At 41.4% G+C, this 16804-nt stretch carries 19 protein-coding genes; 18 read left to right on the top strand and 1 reads right to left on the bottom strand.

What is annotated here, in order from left to right:
• The first annotated feature begins 30 nt into the window (after positions 1-30).
• From DVG78_RS26975 to DVG78_RS26905, 16 genes are all read left to right on the top strand, one after another.
• Entirely contained in the window at positions 31-777 is a 747-nt protein-coding gene (locus DVG78_RS26975; protein WP_158550120.1) for a DUF4249 domain-containing protein, read from the top strand.
• Positions 774-1556 (top strand): hypothetical protein, encoded by a 783-nt coding sequence (locus tag DVG78_RS26970; RefSeq protein WP_114464109.1) that lies wholly within the window; start codon positions 774-776, stop codon positions 1554-1556. The genes DVG78_RS26975 and DVG78_RS26970 overlap by 4 nt, the downstream gene beginning before the upstream one ends.
• A 212-nt stretch (positions 1557-1768) precedes the next feature.
• Positions 1769-2326, top strand: coding sequence for an acyloxyacyl hydrolase (locus DVG78_RS26965; protein ID WP_158550118.1), 558 nt, complete (start codon positions 1769-1771; stop codon positions 2324-2326).
• Positions 2327-2359: 33 nt separating this feature from the next.
• Positions 2360-2773 (top strand): hypothetical protein, encoded by a 414-nt coding sequence (locus DVG78_RS26960; RefSeq protein WP_114464107.1) that lies wholly within the window; start codon positions 2360-2362, stop codon positions 2771-2773.
• 3 nt (positions 2774-2776) lie between these two features.
• The gene (locus DVG78_RS26955; RefSeq protein ID WP_114464106.1) at positions 2777-3814 is read left to right on the top strand and encodes a helix-turn-helix domain-containing protein; all 1038 of its coding nucleotides are present in this window, start codon (positions 2777-2779) and stop codon (positions 3812-3814) included.
• 81 nt (positions 3815-3895) lie between these two features.
• Entirely contained in the window at positions 3896-6118 is a 2223-nt protein-coding gene (locus DVG78_RS26950; protein ID WP_158550116.1) for a carbohydrate binding family 9 domain-containing protein, read from the top strand.
• A gap of 15 nt (positions 6119-6133) precedes the next feature.
• A complete protein-coding gene (locus DVG78_RS26945) occupies positions 6134-6547 on the top strand; it encodes a nuclear transport factor 2 family protein (RefSeq protein WP_114464104.1) in 414 nt (137 codons plus the stop codon).
• Positions 6548-6609: 62 nt separating this feature from the next.
• Positions 6610-6810: a hypothetical protein gene (locus DVG78_RS29950; protein WP_147277184.1), complete on the top strand. Its 201-nt coding sequence runs from the start codon at positions 6610-6612 to the stop codon at positions 6808-6810.
• 56 nt (positions 6811-6866) lie between these two features.
• Positions 6867-7220: a DUF2147 domain-containing protein gene (locus DVG78_RS26940; protein ID WP_114464103.1), complete on the top strand. Its 354-nt coding sequence runs from the start codon at positions 6867-6869 to the stop codon at positions 7218-7220.
• A complete protein-coding gene (locus DVG78_RS26935; RefSeq protein ID WP_114464102.1) occupies positions 7205-8539 on the top strand; it encodes a TolC family protein in 1335 nt (444 codons plus the stop codon). The genes DVG78_RS26940 and DVG78_RS26935 overlap by 16 nt, the downstream gene beginning before the upstream one ends.
• Position 8540: 1 nt before the next feature.
• Positions 8541-9086 (top strand): DUF6515 family protein, encoded by a 546-nt coding sequence (locus tag DVG78_RS26930; protein WP_114464101.1) that lies wholly within the window; start codon positions 8541-8543, stop codon positions 9084-9086.
• Positions 9087-9095: 9 nt separating this feature from the next.
• A complete protein-coding gene (locus DVG78_RS26925) occupies positions 9096-10187 on the top strand; it encodes an efflux RND transporter periplasmic adaptor subunit (RefSeq protein WP_114464100.1) in 1092 nt (363 codons plus the stop codon).
• Positions 10188-10191: 4 nt separating this feature from the next.
• Positions 10192-11418, top strand: coding sequence for an ABC transporter permease (locus DVG78_RS26920; protein WP_114464099.1), 1227 nt, complete (start codon positions 10192-10194; stop codon positions 11416-11418).
• Position 11419: 1 nt separating this feature from the next.
• Positions 11420-12094, top strand: coding sequence for an ABC transporter ATP-binding protein (locus DVG78_RS26915; RefSeq protein ID WP_114464098.1), 675 nt, complete (start codon positions 11420-11422; stop codon positions 12092-12094).
• A gap of 7 nt (positions 12095-12101) precedes the next feature.
• A complete protein-coding gene (locus DVG78_RS26910; protein ID WP_114464097.1) occupies positions 12102-13094 on the top strand; it encodes a sensor histidine kinase in 993 nt (330 codons plus the stop codon).
• Complete coding sequence (locus DVG78_RS26905; protein WP_114464096.1) at positions 13091-13837, top strand: LytR/AlgR family response regulator transcription factor; 747 nt, start codon at positions 13091-13093, stop codon at positions 13835-13837. Before DVG78_RS26910 ends, DVG78_RS26905 begins: the two co-directional genes overlap by 4 nt.
• Before the next feature lie 233 nt (positions 13838-14070).
• Here the strand turns inward: DVG78_RS26905 and DVG78_RS26900 are convergent, their stop codons facing one another.
• A complete protein-coding gene (locus DVG78_RS26900) occupies positions 14071-14376 on the bottom strand; it encodes a winged helix-turn-helix transcriptional regulator (RefSeq protein ID WP_114464095.1) in 306 nt (101 codons plus the stop codon).
• A 195-nt stretch (positions 14377-14571) separates the two neighbouring features.
• Here DVG78_RS26900 and DVG78_RS26895 point away from each other — a divergent pair, with 195 nt between their 5' ends.
• Together DVG78_RS26895 and DVG78_RS26890 are read left to right on the top strand one after the other, a co-directional pair.
• Complete coding sequence (locus DVG78_RS26895) at positions 14572-15015, top strand: DoxX family protein (protein WP_114464094.1); 444 nt, start codon at positions 14572-14574, stop codon at positions 15013-15015.
• 14 nt (positions 15016-15029) lie between these two features.
• Positions 15030-16019 carry a ClpXP adapter SpxH family protein gene (locus DVG78_RS26890; RefSeq protein ID WP_310589139.1) on the top strand — a complete coding sequence of 330 codons (990 nt, stop codon included), beginning with the start codon at positions 15030-15032 and terminating at the stop codon, positions 16017-16019.
• Positions 16020-16804: the final 785 nt, after the last annotated feature.

The following is a 16804-nucleotide window of genomic DNA, read 5'->3' as shown; positions in this document are numbered from 1 at the left end:
CTAAGCCTGCTTTTATTCCTCATTCTATGCATGACATCCTGTATAGAAGTCGTTCAATTGGACTTAAGAAGCGTAGAACCACAAGTCGTTATTGAAGGAAAAATCACCGACAGCGCTGTTGGCAATGAAGTGAAAATTACGTTGACCCAAGACTTTCAGCAAAAAAATGAATTTCCTCCCATTACCACTGCCGAAGTAACCGTGACCGATGTGACAACAGGTCAAAGCGAAACCCTCGCTCAAACGTTTTCGGGAGTCTATTCGATTCAAACCCTCAAAGGAGTGCCCGGTCATCACTACAAAATGGCTGTGAACTATAATGGCAACGTATATGAAGCTACGTCAACCATGCCTGCAAAAGTGCCGTTTGACGAGTTAACATACCGGGAAGTATCTCGTTTTCAGACCACTATTCGGATGGTAGCCGTGTATAACGACCCAAAAAGCCAAACCAATTATTATCGCTGGGCCACCATTGGAAACGACGGCATTCGCAGTCGCGCGTATTTTGTACGCAGTGATGCATTCAATAATGGCAATCGTATTGAACAGGTGATTGACAGCGGCATCGACATCCATACGGGCGATACCATCACGATTGAAATGCAGTGTATTGACAAAGCTACTTTTGAATATTTCCTGACGCTTGCTAAACAACAGGGACAAGGGCCCAATAGCGGCTCATCGGGTGTGAATCCACCGACTAATATTTCCGGAGGGGCATTAGGGTATTTCGGGGCTTATACGGTAGCGCATAAAACAACAGAAATCAAGTGAAAAAGCAAATCGTTCACCTAGTCACCTTCTGTTTTTTCGCCGGGCAGCCATGCATAGCCCAACGAAAACCTTTTGTGTTTACGCCCGACCAAAAGTGGCATTATGTAAGTGCCGGTGTCGGCTTGCCGTTACCTACTTTTTTAGGGTATGAGTATCGACTGAACAAATGGTCATACGGCGGCGAAATCGGCATTATTCATACCGGATTTTTAGTCGGTTTAAGAAGTTCTACCAATACAAATCCCAAAAATTTGTACATAAGAGAAAACCTGCAAAGAGGCATAAGCTATTCGGCCGATTTTAAGTACCATTTCAGTGAAAAAGCTCATTCGTTTTATGTGGGCAGCCACTTAAGGATGGTGAGAATAGGCTTACATCAAGATACACCAAGAGCTATGATTGGGATTTTTGCTCCGGATCGTTTGGACGAAATCGAAAATAAGCTGAGTAATAACCGCATTTTGAATAATCTATTGGGTGGCAAAAAATTTTTAGACGAAACAGCAATGCAGCCCAACTTTGTATTAATGATGGTTGGGGTAAGTCTGGGGAAGAATATCAAACTGGCTAAAAAACTAATTTTCGAGCCAAAACTGTCTTTTGATTTTAAAATCAACCAATCTGCCAAGTTAGACTTTGACTCCGACAGCCCTCAAATTGACAGGATTTTGAGCAATCAAGTGTCGCCTTACATTACAAGATCTATTAAAAATCAAAATATCATGAATTTCCTGCCCACATTGAGTTTGGGTTTTAAATACGAATTGAAAAGTAGGTAATAGTATTTCCAGAATCATGATTTTGGAGGAAAAACAGGGGATTAAACTGCAATTTTGTCAATATTCTCAAGAATCTTATGCATGCTACAAGTTCAAAATATGTTGTCCTGTTTCTGCTCTGGAGCATAAACACGTCCTTTGCCCAATACCCTTTTGGAGACAAATGGTACCAAAATCCCTTGGGGTTCAGCCCTCTCAACCTGCATACTTCAATGGCTTTCTTTATTCCTGCCGTAGCAGTAGGCGCTTCTGTTTTGCTCACGAAAAAAGACCCTGATCTGAAAAACAGACTGAGTGTATACAACGAATCGGGGTTTTCGTGGGGGTATAAATATCCGAATACCTTTATTCCTCAAAACAATACGGGCATCAATTTTATGCTGCGAAAATGGCTCTCGATCGGCGCCGATTTTGAGGCTGTTTTTCCGAGAGATAACTTCAACAACACTACGGGATTAGCGATTCGACCCTTTGCTCGTTTTTATCCTGTCAGTCGCTCTAATTGGCGTCTATATTTTGAGTCGGGGGGTGGTTTCATCTATTTGTTTGATGAATTTCCCAAACCCACCGACCGGGATGCTCGCTTAGGTACTCACCTGAATGGAATTACCAAATATGGAGTAGGCTCAGAAATAACGCTTAGCGGCAAAGCCGCTATTCTGTTCGGCATTCGTCATTTGCATATTTCCAATGGCAATACAAGCGGCGTTGAACGAAACCCGTCGCACGACAGCAATGGATTCTTTGTCGGATTTTCGTGTAGTTTGTAATTTATTAGTCATCAACCCTTTAAACAGTCATTTATGGAAAAGCATTTTGAACTGACAGATGAGCAATTTGAGCAACAGTTTCATGACTCTTTGCTCGCTCTGGACTTATTTACACATGAAGCCCACGTACGGCTTGCCTGGATTCACGTCAAAAAATATGGGGTAGAGCAAGCCCTCCAAAACATAACGACTCAGCTTCGGGCCTATGTTGAGACATTAGGAGCTACCGATAAATACAACGAAACGCTGACAGTGGCCGCCGTCAAAGCAGTATATCATTTTTATTTACGAACCGAAAAAGGCAGTTTCCAGGAGTTTATTTTGAAAAACAGAAGACTCAAAGAAAATTTCAGAGAATTGATGAATGCGCATTATGCGACCGATATTTTCAGGTCGCCGGCAGCCAAAAAGCATTTCTTAGCACCCGAACTGTTGCCTTTTGATTAAGCCATGAATTTCTCCACCTTTTTACTTTCTGCCATCAGTGCCTTTGGTATTTTTCTGAGTTTTGGCTTGGCTTTATTGCTGATAAAACACCGAAATCAAAACAGCCGCCCGGCCAATGTCCTATTGGCCACCTTATTGGTATCGGTTTCGTTGCGTGTAGTAAAGCCCCTACTGCTGCTGTATGCCGAATTGCCCTTTTGGTTAGAAAAAATCGGTTTGACCGCCATGCTTTTGGCAGTGCCTTTGCTTTTTTTATACCTCAAATGTTTACTCGAAAACAAACAAAAATTACAGTGGCTTGACAGCCTCCACCTGCTTTCGGCGCTGATTTATTTGGTTATTACGCTACCCGACAACGTTTTTAACGATCGTGTTTATCCGTTCATTTTAGCCCAAAATTTAGTGTATTGGGGGGCTTGTGTTTATTTGGTGGGGAGTCATTGGCAAGCCCACAAAAAAGACCTTTACAATTGGGCACTTATCATTACCCTGTCCATTGGCTTTATCATCGGCAGCTATGTGTTTGCGTTTGTGTATGATGGCAGCATCTATTTTATGTGCAAAACCTCCACGTTTTCTTACTCGTTATTAGTCTGTCTATTGGCCCTTGCCATGCTCATGCGGAAGTTTGTGTTTGCCCTGCCCAAAACAGAAAAATACCGAAATTCAAAAATCGGTGAAACCCAACGAAGTGAATTATTTGAAAAAATTTCCTGCCATGTACTTCAAAATCAAGTCTATTTAGATGCCGATTTGACCCTCCAATCGCTTGCACAGCAGCTTCAATTGGGGACAAGGGAAATGTCACAAATTATCAACGAACAAACAAAAACCAATTTTTCAGATTGGATCAATGAGTTCCGCATCGAAGATGCCAAGCGGCGAATCCTATCCAAAGAATACCGACAACAGAAAATTGCGGCGGTCGCTTTCGATTCAGGTTTCAATACTTTGTCGTCGTTCAATGCCGTTTTCAAAACCAAAACAGGATATACCCCTACCGAGTATCGTAATTTTCATAATGTAAAAAATTTGAACTGAGAATCGTTTCCAAAATCACGATTTCGGGAAATGGAGCCGGTTTTTCACAAGAGTTTTGTGTTGCAAACCACAAAACAATCCATGAAAACAGCGCGCTCAAAAACACAATTTCTCCTTCTGTATCTGTGTATCTCCATTTTAAAAAACGGTTATTCGCAAAGTGATTTCCACCAAAAATTCCGGCTCATTCCTCAAAAGTCTACCGATAGGTACCTCCAAGTTGATGGAAAATTGAACGAAAAGGTTTGGGCAACAGCTCCTCGAACCACTCCTTTTTGGGAAAGTAAACCCAATGATAAAGACGTAGCCAAAACCCAAACTACCGTGCAGGTGGCTTACGATGCAAAATACCTGTATGTGGCGGCCAAAATAGAGGGCAGCAATTTTGTAAGTCAAACCCGTAAACGAGACCAGGGCTTTTGGGACAGTGAGTCTTTTGCGGTCATTCTCGACCCGATGAATCAGCGTTCAAATGGATTTTTCTTTGGTATTTCGGCTAATAACGTCCAATCAGACGACCTGCTTTCGAGTGCATTGTTTAGAGACATGACTTTTTCCTGGGATAACACCTGGCTTTCGGCCACCCAAGTTCATGCCGGTTTCTGGACACTCGAAATAGCAATCCCATTCAGAATCCTGCCTTATAAAAGCGAAAAATCGGAGTGGGGTATCAATTTTGTTCGACCCGATTTCAACAATAATGAGATAACTACCTGGACCAACGTTCCCGTCAACTTTTGGCCGATTGATTTAGGACAAACGGGAGCTTTATGTTGGCAGGAAGCCCCACCCAAGCCAAGCAAAAACATCGCACTGATTCCTTATACCACTGGTGGCCTTAGCCAAGAGAGGGAAGTCAGTACACAGACAACCACGCTGAATGCAGGTTTTGACGCCAAATATGCCCTTACTCCTTCCCTGAATTTGGATTTAACTGTAAATCCTGACTTTTCCCAAATAGAAGTAGATGCGCAACAAACTAATTTGGGGCGTTTCAGCCTTTATTTCCCCGAAAAACGCACCTTCTTCCTCGAAAACGCGGATATTTTTGCTGATTACGTCATTCCCCAATTTATGACTCCTTTCTTTTCAAGAAAGATTGGATTGGACGATGACGGAAATCCTATCCCGATTCAATACGGGGTACGATTGTCGGGCAACCTCACGCCTACGCTCCGAATCGGCGCTATGAATATGCAAACTGCTTCAAAAGGCAACTTACCTCAACAAAACTATTCGGCAATTTCGCTTTACCAAAGACTATTGAAGCGTTCGACCTTAAAAACCTATTTTCTGAACCGAACCTCCCACATGAGTTCGGAAGAAAAACGACTCAATCCGATGCTTTCCTACGGCCGGAATGCAGGTATTGAGTTTCAATACATCAATACTGCGGGCACTTTTTCTATTTACCCGTCTTTGCATTATTCCTGGAAAGAGGGCATTACCAACGAAAATTGGTTTTATAACATCCAAGCTCGTTATCGCGAACGCAACTATCAGGTCTTTTCTGACTTTATCAATGTAGGTACGAATTATTATGCTGACATGGGTTTTTCGACCCGACTCAAGACCTACGACATGGAGCGGGACACAAGCTTTCAGGTGGGATTTAAAGAATGGTTCAAGCGGCTTGATTATTACATCCGCCCCCAAAAAGGGAAAATCAATACCATTACCCTCAATGGATGGGACAGCCAGGTATGGAATCCTGATTATTCTAAAAACGAACACATTATGGAATTAACTACCGAGATAGGATTTAAAAATCGTTCGCATTTTTATCTGAAAGCTAACCGAAGCCATATCTTTTTAGCCTATCCCTTTGAATTGACCGATCGGTTGGCGGTCGATAAAGCTACGTATGTGTTTAATAAACTGAGTGTTCAATATGCCTCTTCCAATAGCAAACCGCTGTATTTCACACTTCGTTTGGGAATGGGAGGATATTACGGTGGCAAAATAGAAACCCTGAAGCCAAGCCTTACGTATCGGGTTCAACCTTGGGGCAACTTTTCACTTAATGCGGAGTGGAACCGGATTCGACTCAAGGGAATTCAAGAGCATATTTTACTCGTCAGCCCCAAAGTCGAAATTAACTTCACCAATAATCTGTTTTGGACAACTTTTGTGCAATACAATACCCAAGCCACAAATGTCAATATCAATAGCCGTTTGCAATGGCGCTATAAGTCTATGTCCGATTTTTTTCTGGTTTATACCGACAACTATGCTTCTGACCCCTTCTTAAAAATCAAAAATCGGGCATTGGTATTTAAACTTAACTATTGGTTGAATTTATAAAATCACACTTTATTTATGAAGAATCGCACCGTCCCTTTCCTGCTTTTACGCGCCATGAGTGCCATAAATCTCAATGCACAGCCTTCAGGATTTTTGTTGTCTGATGCCATTCCTGCAAACTTTGTTCATCACTATTACGAAGCTTACTGCGGTATGCCTACTGCCGAAAAACTCTCTACGTTTTATGCTGACGAGGCAGTGATTTACGACCCTACGTATGATTGGGTTGGAAAAAGCAAAGTTGATATTTTCAGGAATTTTGATGCCAACAATTCAAAAAATGAAAATGAATGGCATATACACCAAGAAATCAGGCAAGGCAATACATTGGTAACGGAAGGCTTGCTTAAAGCCAAGTATGGAGGTATTGCTTATGAAATGCGATTTGTGAATATTTTTCATTTTGAAAAAGGCCTGATTATCAAGTAGTACGATTATTACGATAACAAAGAATGGTATAAAGCCGTAGCCCAGTATAATAAACGGCAACGATGAGCAAACTTGCCGCTTTACTGAAAGCGACCGTTTATCCATCTGATATCTCCGGAGGCTGCAATAACGACCTATTGAAAACCAATGGGTCGTTATTGCGCTGTTACGCCCATGTACGTGGTGTCGGCAGTAAACGGTTTCTATTTTTGAATTTTCCCTTTCTGCCCGTTTCAGTGGTTGAAATGCCCGCTTTGGTTTAAACGCCCCAATAGTTGTTTTTTAGGCATTTACTTTTGCTCAACCAAATTTAAAAGCGATGAAAACAGGCGTAATTGCATTCATTTTAACCGCATTTTTTGCCTTAAGGGAGGTTCATGAACCCACAATCATCGGCAAATGGCAAAACGAAGACGGAACACGAGCCGTTGAGTTTTATCCGTCAGGTTCGTTGATAGAGGGCAAAATCGTCAACGATAAAAACCCTGATTTTGAAGGAAAAGTAATTTTCACAAAGTTGAAATTCGACGGAAAAGCCTACCAAGGTTCCTGTTATTTGCCCAAACGAAACCGTACCGTTCACTGCTCTCTGAAGCTCACTTCTCCCAATACCCTGGCCATTACGGGCAAAACAGGCATGATAAGCGATACAAAAATATGGAAGAGAAAATAAGAGCTTTGGGTAAAAAACTCGCTTTTGTTTTTATCGTAAGCGGATGGCTGAACGCCGGGTATGCACAGTCGGGTATTCGGATTGAGAAGTTGGAGGATTTGCTTGACTATGCGCAAAAACACAGTTCGGTTCAATCCATTAGCGCAAAACAACGGGAATTGGCTCAGCTTACTATCAAAACGGCAGTAGGTAATGTTTTAAATCCAAGGATACCCACTGCGGTGTCGATGATTGATAACTCAAAACAACCGGTGAGTTTTATTCCTGCCGATATTTTTGGCGGTCCTGCGGGAACATATCGGGAGATTACAATGGGGCAACAATACGTGTCGACCCTCAACCTCTCGCCTCAGTTTGAAATCCTGAATTTTGGAAATTATGCGCGGATACAATCAGCTAAAATCAACGGGAAAGTGGTTGAAAACAATGCGCAAATGGCTGAGAAAACCCTACTTGAGCAGGTAAATGCCGTTTATCACAACATTGTGAGTTACAACGCTCAAATCGAAATATTGAGTGATAACAGGAACATTGCCGATTCGATTCTGATGATTGTTATGCACCGATACGATCAGGGATTGGTAAGGGTTCAGGATTTGAACGAAACCAAGATTAATAAAATCACCATTGAGGACAAAATCCAACAAATGGAAGCATCGGTGCGCCAACAGTATACCGTTTTGCAGGTGCTTTGTGATACGAATGAGCCCATTGACATTACAGAACAGTTGAATAGGTCGTCGCTTGAGCTAACTGCATCTGTGATAGCCAACAGCGATTTGGTGGTTCGAACGGCTGCTTTACAACACCGGTTTATGCAGGCTGAACTCAAATCGGCCAAGTGGCAGCAATTGCCCACGCTGTCATTTGTGTCAAATTTTGCGTGGCAATACAACAGCAACAGTCGTTTTTTCGACCCCAAGGCCAACCTCGTAAAAAGTAATTATTGGGGATTGCGCCTGAATTGGGATCTGCCAACGAACGTAAATAAACTATCTGCTTATAAGACTGCCCAAATAAATACTCATTTGGCTGATATCTCCCAACAGCATAGTCATTTTCAGAAAAACGCAGAAAATGACCAATTAGAAACAGAATACCGAAAAACGATAAGCCACTACCGAAATCAGCAAAAATTGGTGGCTTTGAAGCAGGAAAACTTTGAAAAAAGTCGAAATCAATACCGGGAAAATATTCTGAGTCTTGATAAACTGCTGATGGCCCATAACGAACTCATTTTACAGGAATCAAGCCTTTTAAATGCCAAAAGCGCCGTGTTGTTTGCAAAATCAAAAATAGAAATCAATAATAGGTACTGAGATGAAAACACTAATCAAAAAAACAATCTCCACCATCATAATCATCTGTTTTGCAATAGTTTACAACACATTTGCGCAACATAGAGATGTAGTTGTTGTTAAAAGAAATCCTAAAAGAAATGTAATTTATGTAAACCCCTCCCCCAACGTAAGAGTTGTCCGGGCGGTTCCGTCTGAAGCCCGTATTATTCATTTCAGAAATGTTCCTTATTACTTTCATGCCGGCTTGTATTACAACTTTATCGGCGGACGATACGTGGTAGTTGCCCCACCCCGGGGTTTGCGCGTGAGTGTGCTTCCATCTCATTATTTCTATTTTCAGGTAAGCGGGATGTCTTACTATTATTTGGAGGGAGTATACTATGCACAGAAAGGGAAAGAATTTGAAGTAACACAGGCTCCTGTCGGAGCACTCGTGCCGAAACTGCCCCATGAAGCCGAAAAAGTTACGATTGAAGGCAAAATTTTCTATGAATTCGACAATACCATTTACAAATGCATCGAAACAAATCAAGGGTTTCAATACGAAGTTGTTGGCGAAAAATAAGCTCATTCGATGAAAAAAAGCCTTCTTATACTGCCGGTCCTACTTGTCTGGTCCTGTTCATCCAGTCAAGACAAAGAAGTACAACCCGCTCGGCGGGATATTACGGAATATGTATTTGCAACAGGTACCCTGCAACCCCACCAACGCTATCATTTGGTCGCTCAAACCGATGGGTATTTGAGTAAAGTAAATTTTAACGAAAATGATACGGTCAGTACGAATCAGGTACTGGCGGTGATTGATAATCAGAGCAATGTGATCAATACCGAAAGTGCGAATGAACAATTAAAAATTGCAGATTATAACCTCACATCAAATGCCCCGTCACTTAAACAGCTGGAAGCAAACATTGACTTTGCCGAAAAAAAACACCTTCAGGACAGGAAACAGCAGGAACGATACAAAACGCTGTTGGAAAGCAATAGCATTGCCCGTGTAGAGTACGAAAGCAGTGAATTGGCGACGCAAAACTCGCTGAGCAATCTCAATGCGCTCAAGGAACAGTATAAAAACCTGAAACAGCAGGCACAACAGCAAATGCTGATTCAGCAAAACAATTACCGACTCAGCAAAACAAATGTATCCTATAATCTGATCAAAGCTTTGGCAGGCGGTACGGTGCTGAAACGCTACAAACAGTTAGGAGATTTTGTCCGCAAAGGCGATGTAATTGCCACCATCGGTGATCCGGCATCAATTATTGCTCAACTGAACGTGGATGAATCAAACATTGCCAAAATTAAATTCGGGCAAAAGGTACTGATCCGCCTCAATACGCACCCCAATGCAAAATATGAAGCCCTGGTAAAAGAAATACTCCCGACTTTTGATGAGGCCACGCAATCATTTATAGGCAGGGCCGTGTTCGTCAAGCCCCTTGATTTCAGCGTGTCGGGTACTCAATTGGAGGCGAATATCGAAATTGCTCAACGTCGAAACGTATTGGTCATTCCGAGAGAATACATGGGCTTTGGTTATAAAGTACAACTGAAAGGAACCAAAGAAAGTAAAATCATCATCCCCGGAATTGTATCAAATGAATATGTTGAAGTGCTTTCGGGGCTTACCGAAAAAGATATTCTCGTACCGCTAAAACCCTAAATCAATGTCCGGGATAAATTCAGAAATAGCCTTTACCTATATTAACACCAACCGCAAACTCACCGCAGTGGCAGCTATGGGAATTTTGCTGGGCATGGCAGTCTATATTTTTATGAACTCCATGATGGCAGGCTTTGGTAAAATGTCCGATGACTCTATTTTTAAAGTTTCGCCTCATATCCGTATCTTCAATGAACAGAAAATCAGTCAACCCATCGCCACAGATACGCATGGGCTGTCTTTGTTGGTCAACCCCAAAATAAGAAATACCCAAAACACGATTCTGAATCCCAACCGCTTAATGGATTTGCTCAAAAGGCAAAAAAATGTAAGCATTGTTACCCCTCAGGTTAGCCAAAATGTATTTTTTAATATGGGTATGAGCCAACTTTCAGTGAGAGCGGTAGGCATTGTACCCATCGAAGCAGAACAAATGTTCAGTATTTCGGAATCGATGGTGGAAGGGAAAATGGAAAACCTGAAACATAACCTCAACGGCATCGTGATCGGCAGTGGAATCTCTGAAAAACTTAGCCTGAAAATCGGGGATAATATCAGCGTTTTGTCTTCTAAATCAGTCAGTCGAATTTTCAAAGTGGTGGGTATTTTTCAACTCAACAACAAAAAAGAAGATGACAGCAAGGCATATATCAATCTGATGGCAGCCCAACAGCTGCTCAAAGAAAACAATGCCTACATTACCGATATCAACGTAAACACCACGGATGCCTACCAAGCCAAATACATTGCCCCACAACTTGCGGCATTGGCAGGTTACAAAGCCGAAGATTGGGAAACCGCGAATGAGACCCTGATGGCGGCATCAAAAATGCGAAAAATCATCATAACGTTTGTTTCCACTACGATCCTGATTATTGCCGGTTTCGGTATTTATAACATCTTAAACATGACCGTAAGCCAAAAAATAAACGACATAGCCATCCTGAAAGCCATGGGTTTCGAAGGGCGGGATGTGATTAGAATCTTTGTTACGCAGGCATTGGTGATTGGTATGATAGGCGTGGTACTGGGCGTTCTGGTGGCATTGCTCATGGTGAATCTGCTGCAAAAAGTGTACATAGGCGGCGATATCGGTTATTTTCCCATTCACTTCGAGCCACTTAAATTCGTTCAGGGCATCGTATTCGGCTTAGTTATTACTTTCCTGGCCGGTTTTATACCCGCTCGCAAAGCGGCAAAAGTTGATCCCGTCAGTATATTCAGAAAATAACATGGAAACGGCACTCAAAACCGAAAATATAGAAAAATACTTTTACGATCCTGTTAGATTTCAGGTTTTGCATCATGTGGGTTTCGAGGTTCGTAAAGGCGAATTTTTGACAATGGCAGGAAAGTCCGGGTGCGGGAAATCTACCCTGCTGTATATTTTATCTACGATGGACACCGATTATTCTGGCAAATTATACATTGACGATCAGCTTGCCACGGGCAAAACGCTTGATGAATTAGCGCGAATTCGAAATGAAAAAATAGGTTTTGTTTTCCAGTTTCATTACCTTTTACAGGAATTTTCCTGCCTCAAAAACGTAATGATTCCTGCCCTTCGATTGGGGAAACGGAGCGTAGAGGAAATTGAACACAAAGCCTATCAAAAACTGGAAATGCTGGGAATGAAGGAGCAGGCGCTGAAACCTGCCAACAAACTTTCGGGTGGCCAACAGCAACGGGTGGCAATTGCCCGGGCGCTCATCAACGACCCGCTGATCATCATGGGAGATGAGCCTACGGGTAACCTCGACAGCAAAAACACCCAAATTGTGTTCGATATTTTTCAGGAATTGGCAAGGACCAACAACCAGACCATCGTGGCGGTGACGCACGATAATGATTTTGCCAAAAAATCAGACCGAACCATTGAAATGCTGGACGGCAGAATAATTAATTAACCCGTACATGGCTCATCGGAAGTTATACATCCAAACCATCATATTAAGTTCGCTGAGCATAGCGTCCATTTACCTGGTGCTCGGTCTGATCCGCAGTACGCAATATGTATGGCTTCTGTTGTTGGTTGATTTTGTCCGCATATTTACTTTTTCGGTGTTTTTTTGGGTCTTCAATTTGGGGTTGTTTTCTTATTTCAGCCAAAAAATGACCCAAAACTGGGCTTACTTCCTTGTAATTTTCATTACCAGTGTCTGCGCGTATTTTGCCATGTTATTTATATCTGATTCGCTGAGTATCATTGCTGAAATAAAAGGCGTAAGACCTGTAGGGATCGGATTCAGAGGGGTTGTTGCCAATTTGTTGATCATTACATTTTTATATTCAACCACCATCTTCAGTAAGTTCAAAGAAATTGAATCAGAGAACGAACGTCTTAAACGGAATCAGTTGGAAAGTCAGCTGTCGCAATTGAAGGCACAATTAAATCCCCATTTTCTTTTTAATTCGTTGAATACGCTGAAAGCAATGGTTGAAGATAAAGACGAGAACAGCGTAGAATATCTTATCAAGCTTTCGGAGGTTTACCGTTATTTTTTGGATAATTCTGAGTCACATTTGGTAACGGTACACGCAGAGCTGAAGATCGCCCAAGCGTATTTTTTTATGTTAAAAAATCGTTTTGAGGATAATATTTCGCTCAAAATCACCCTTTCCCCAAAAGCATCGGAACAAAAAATACCGGCCATGTCGTTACAACTGCTCATCGAAAATGCCGTAAAACATAATGTAATTTCGCGGAGTAAACCCCTGGAGATCTGCATTTATGATTCAGAAGATCAGTTGATTGTAAAAAATAATTTTCAACCCAAACGCAGTGTTGAACGATCTACAAAAATTGGTTTGCAAAACCTTAACAATCGCTCTAAACTATTGTCTCACAAAGAAATAAAAGTGGATAAAACTGACATTTCGTTTATTGTTAACATCCCTTTTGCATGAAAATTGTCATCATCGAAGACGAACCTAAGACGGCCGCCAACCTGGAAAAAATACTGAGATCAATCAACGGTAGGTTCGATATTGCAGAAGTTATTGATTCAGTGGAAACGGGTTTGGAGTATTTTGAAGAAGCGGGCTTTCCCGATTTGATTTTTTCAGATATCCAGATTGCCGATGGATTGAGTTTTGAAATTTTTGATACACACCCCCCTAAGTGTCCCATTATCTTTTGCACGGCTTACGACCAATATGCATTGCAAGCCTTTAAAGTCAACGGAATAGATTATTTATTGAAGCCATTCAGCGAAGCAGACGTTCAAAAATCAATTGAAAAGTATCAGGATTTACGACAATCCGAAGACTCAAATGATACATTAAAGCAGCTTTTTGCTCAACTTCATAAGCCACAAAAACAAAGTGTTTTAGTCAATTATAGAGAGAAAATTATCCCTGTTAACTTTCACCGAATTGCTTACTTCTACTCTTCTCAGCATACAACTGCCATTGGGTTTGAAGGGAAAGAGTTGGGGGTCCATTATACCTTGGATGAACTCGAAAAAATGCTGGACAGTACAAATTTTTACCGCGCCAATCGCCAATATATCATTAACCGTGCTTTTGTACGTGAAATCGAACATTACTTTGCGCGCAAATTAGTGGTCCATTTGACCCAACCCACCCCCGAAACCATTATCATAAGCAAAGCAAAAGCGTCGGAGTTTTTACGATGGATGGAGGGGTAATCCTCAACTATTGCATCTCCCGACATACAAGCAGAGGAATACCTATTTTTGTTTCGCAAACTGGCGTTTGGTTGGCCGACTTCTATCAGAGACTCATTTGATTGCCCGTATTTATCAGATGATTTTCTGCCGAACAGGGCGGATTTTGGTGATTTCAATAAAATACCCAGCTTTTTGGAGAAAGGTATACCTATTTTCAAAATGCTTTAAGTCCACTAGATTTAGAGCATTTTTTATGAGAAGTCTTCGATATGCCTAAAAACAGGGATTAAAGCTTTCCCCTTTTCAGACAAGGTATATTCAATGTGAAGCGGTTTGAGCTTTATGACTGTTTTGGTTAATAGCTGCTGTTCCTCTAATTCCTTCAGTGCTGTAGCAACTGATTGCTTATTGGAGCCTTCCAATTGACGCAGAAGCGTATTGAAGCGAACAGGCTCCGTTACAGCTATCCGTATAATCTGAGGTTTCCACTTCCCTGAAAGTTGTTTTAGCAACGTTTCCGCAGGGCATTTATTTTCATCAATTGAGTGATTTTCCATATCTACGCAGTTAAAGGCCTTACTATCAAAGCCATATTTCGATTGCAAAACGCTAAGCCCTACTGCTTAGTTTCCATTATCGGTCAAAATGTCGATAAAATGAAAAAAGTAGATAGTCATAAAAATTTGACTAATTGACTCAAATTAAGCCAATAGCGAGCTTTGCAGTCATAAAATTAATCGTACCAACTTTTTATGGCTACAATAACTTCACAAACACCAATCGGCTCTCATCGATTGTATGATATTGCCCTTTTAACAGTAAGAATAGGCATTAGCCTAATGATGCTAACTCATGGGCTTCCTAAATTGGAATTGCTGCTATCTGACGGAGGTTCTAAGTTTCCCTCAGTTGGGGGGATGAGTCCTGCTTTAACGCTCGGATTAACTGTCTTCTCCGAGTTCGTATGTTCTCTTTTACTTATTTTTGGCTTATTCACTCGATTTGCATTGGCAGCCTTAGCTTTTACAATGTTCGTAGCGGCTTTGGTGGTACATGCCGCTGATGACTTTTCAGTCAAAGAAATGTCACTCCATTATTTGTTAGTTTATAGTATGCTTTTGCTGACAGGTGGGGGGCGCTTCTCAATAGATCATTGGTGGAAGCTAGAGCGAAATAAAAAATCTATAAATAGCTAAGCTATTGTCCAACAATGAAACAATCCCTATTTCTTATACCCTTTTTGCTCTTGTTTGCAATAGGCTGTAAAGGTCAATCAAATTCAACCATGGAAACGAAAACAAGTAATCCGCTCTTATGTGATATTGAATCAGGAATGTGTGAAATCCCTGATTCTGCTTCTGTTACGCAAAAACAGAATGTTTCACCAAAAACAAAATCGGTCAAAGTTGTCTACTTTACCGACCCTATCTGTTCCTCCTGTTGGGGAATTGAACCGCAATTACGCAAGCTGAAACTCGAATATGGTCACAGTATTGATATTGAATACCGAATGGGTGGCTTACTGCCTGATTGGAGTTATAACAGTGGTGGTATCAGTAAACCATCTGACGTAGCTCACCATTGGGACGAAGTAAGTTTACATTATGATATGCCCATTGACGGAGATGTATGGCTTGAAGATCCTTTAGATTCTTCCTATCCCCCCTCCATTGCGTTTAAAGCGGCTCAATTACAGGATCAACACAAAGCCATTCTCTTTTTGCGGGAAATACGGGAAATGGTTTTTCTGCAAAAAAAGAATATTGCCAAATGGGATCATCTGGCAACTGCCGCTCAAAAAGTGGGTTTGGATTTGAATCGGTTTCAAATCGATTATCAGGGGAAAGCGAAAGAGCTTTTTCAACAGGATTTGGCTTTAGGAAAGCAGTTGGGAGTAAGAGGCTTCCCCACGATGTTCTTTGTAGACGGTGAAGGACATTCGGAGAAAGTATACGGCACAAAACCCTATTCCGCTTATGAAACCGCGCTGCATCAACAATTGCCTACGGTAGCTAAATCCTCAATTAATACCCATTGGAAAAAGCTGTTTTTAAACTATCCTACGATGAGCTCTCGGGAATTTTCAGAACTTTCGGGAATTAGCCGAAATGAAACTGATGCCTATCTTCAAAAGTTAGTCGATTCAGGTCAGCTGAGTAAATCAACATCGAAAAACGGAGTTTTATGGACTCTTAAGTAAAAGTTTATTTCGATTTCCCGTCTCGTAAAACGGGCGTTTGTGTGAGACAGAAGCCAATGCTGCAAATTCTTCCAAATAATCCTTCAAAAGTGCCTCATTTGATTATCTCACGATTCAAGGTATAATTTCTCATTTTACTATGAGTTATTGATACATTTTTAGGTGTTTTAAATTTTGTGGCGTTTTACGAACGGTTGTTTGTAAAAGGTAACAGATACTTCGAGGAGTATGCTCTTGCTGAGGTTACTTGCCAACCGGCAGGTAACCTCACGTAACCTCACGTAACCTCACCTTTTGCGATTTCAGGTAACCATAGGTTACCACCGGGTTACCTAAAGGTTACCATTGGTAACCTGAGGTTACCTGAAGAAATGGCCAGGTTAGGTAACCTGATTTTTGAGTGTAACAGAAAATCTTATGATACCTACAGGTTACCTTATGATACGTATAGGTTACCTAAGGTTTCGGATGCCAGGTAACGTACATTAACATACCTTTTTCTGCCTCCTGTTTTCCTCGTCAGTATTACGTTACCTTACGTATCCTTACATTACAATGGGGATCACCTGTTGCCGCAGTAATGCTAATGCTTCCGCCCCTGCTATGTCTATTTTTCAGGATCAGACAAACGGTTAACATTTTTTAGGACGATACAAGATGTCTTGTCCTAAAATAGATTGACCATCTACACAAGCAGATGGGACACATATTTTTGCTTCGCAAACAGGCACACGAACTACGGATGCGCCAGATGGTTGAAGAAATCAACCTGAACCGATTGACTA

This window comes from Runella aurantiaca (assembly GCF_003339505.1).
GTDB classification, from domain to species: domain Bacteria; phylum Bacteroidota; class Bacteroidia; order Cytophagales; family Spirosomataceae; genus Runella; species Runella aurantiaca.
This window is presented reverse-complemented; position numbering and strand designations above follow the sequence as displayed.

Coding starts and splice junctions, on each gene's coding strand:
- DVG78_RS26975 (WP_158550120.1), top strand. CDS start 31: ATGACATCCTGTATAGAAGTCGTTCAATTGGACTTAAGAAGCGTAGAA.
- DVG78_RS26965 (WP_158550118.1), top strand. CDS start 1,769: ATGGCTTTCTTTATTCCTGCCGTAGCAGTAGGCGCTTCTGTTTTGCTC.
- DVG78_RS26960 (WP_114464107.1), top strand. CDS start 2,360: ATGGAAAAGCATTTTGAACTGACAGATGAGCAATTTGAGCAACAGTTT.
- DVG78_RS26955 (WP_114464106.1), top strand. CDS start 2,777: ATGAATTTCTCCACCTTTTTACTTTCTGCCATCAGTGCCTTTGGTATT.
- DVG78_RS26950 (WP_158550116.1), top strand. CDS start 3,896: ATGAAAACAGCGCGCTCAAAAACACAATTTCTCCTTCTGTATCTGTGT.
- DVG78_RS26945 (WP_114464104.1), top strand. CDS start 6,134: ATGAAGAATCGCACCGTCCCTTTCCTGCTTTTACGCGCCATGAGTGCC.
- DVG78_RS29950 (WP_147277184.1), top strand. CDS start 6,610: ATGAGCAAACTTGCCGCTTTACTGAAAGCGACCGTTTATCCATCTGAT.
- DVG78_RS26940 (WP_114464103.1), top strand. CDS start 6,867: ATGAAAACAGGCGTAATTGCATTCATTTTAACCGCATTTTTTGCCTTA.
- DVG78_RS26935 (WP_114464102.1), top strand. CDS start 7,205: ATGGAAGAGAAAATAAGAGCTTTGGGTAAAAAACTCGCTTTTGTTTTT.
- DVG78_RS26930 (WP_114464101.1), top strand. CDS start 8,541: ATGAAAACACTAATCAAAAAAACAATCTCCACCATCATAATCATCTGT.
- DVG78_RS26925 (WP_114464100.1), top strand. CDS start 9,096: ATGAAAAAAAGCCTTCTTATACTGCCGGTCCTACTTGTCTGGTCCTGT.
- DVG78_RS26920 (WP_114464099.1), top strand. CDS start 10,192: ATGTCCGGGATAAATTCAGAAATAGCCTTTACCTATATTAACACCAAC.
- DVG78_RS26915 (WP_114464098.1), top strand. CDS start 11,420: ATGGAAACGGCACTCAAAACCGAAAATATAGAAAAATACTTTTACGAT.
- DVG78_RS26910 (WP_114464097.1), top strand. CDS start 12,102: ATGGCTCATCGGAAGTTATACATCCAAACCATCATATTAAGTTCGCTG.
- DVG78_RS26905 (WP_114464096.1), top strand. CDS start 13,091: ATGAAAATTGTCATCATCGAAGACGAACCTAAGACGGCCGCCAACCTG.
- DVG78_RS26900 (WP_114464095.1), bottom strand. CDS start 14,376: ATGGAAAATCACTCAATTGATGAAAATAAATGCCCTGCGGAAACGTTG.
- DVG78_RS26895 (WP_114464094.1), top strand. CDS start 14,572: ATGGCTACAATAACTTCACAAACACCAATCGGCTCTCATCGATTGTAT.
- DVG78_RS26890 (WP_310589139.1), top strand. CDS start 15,030: ATGAAACAATCCCTATTTCTTATACCCTTTTTGCTCTTGTTTGCAATA.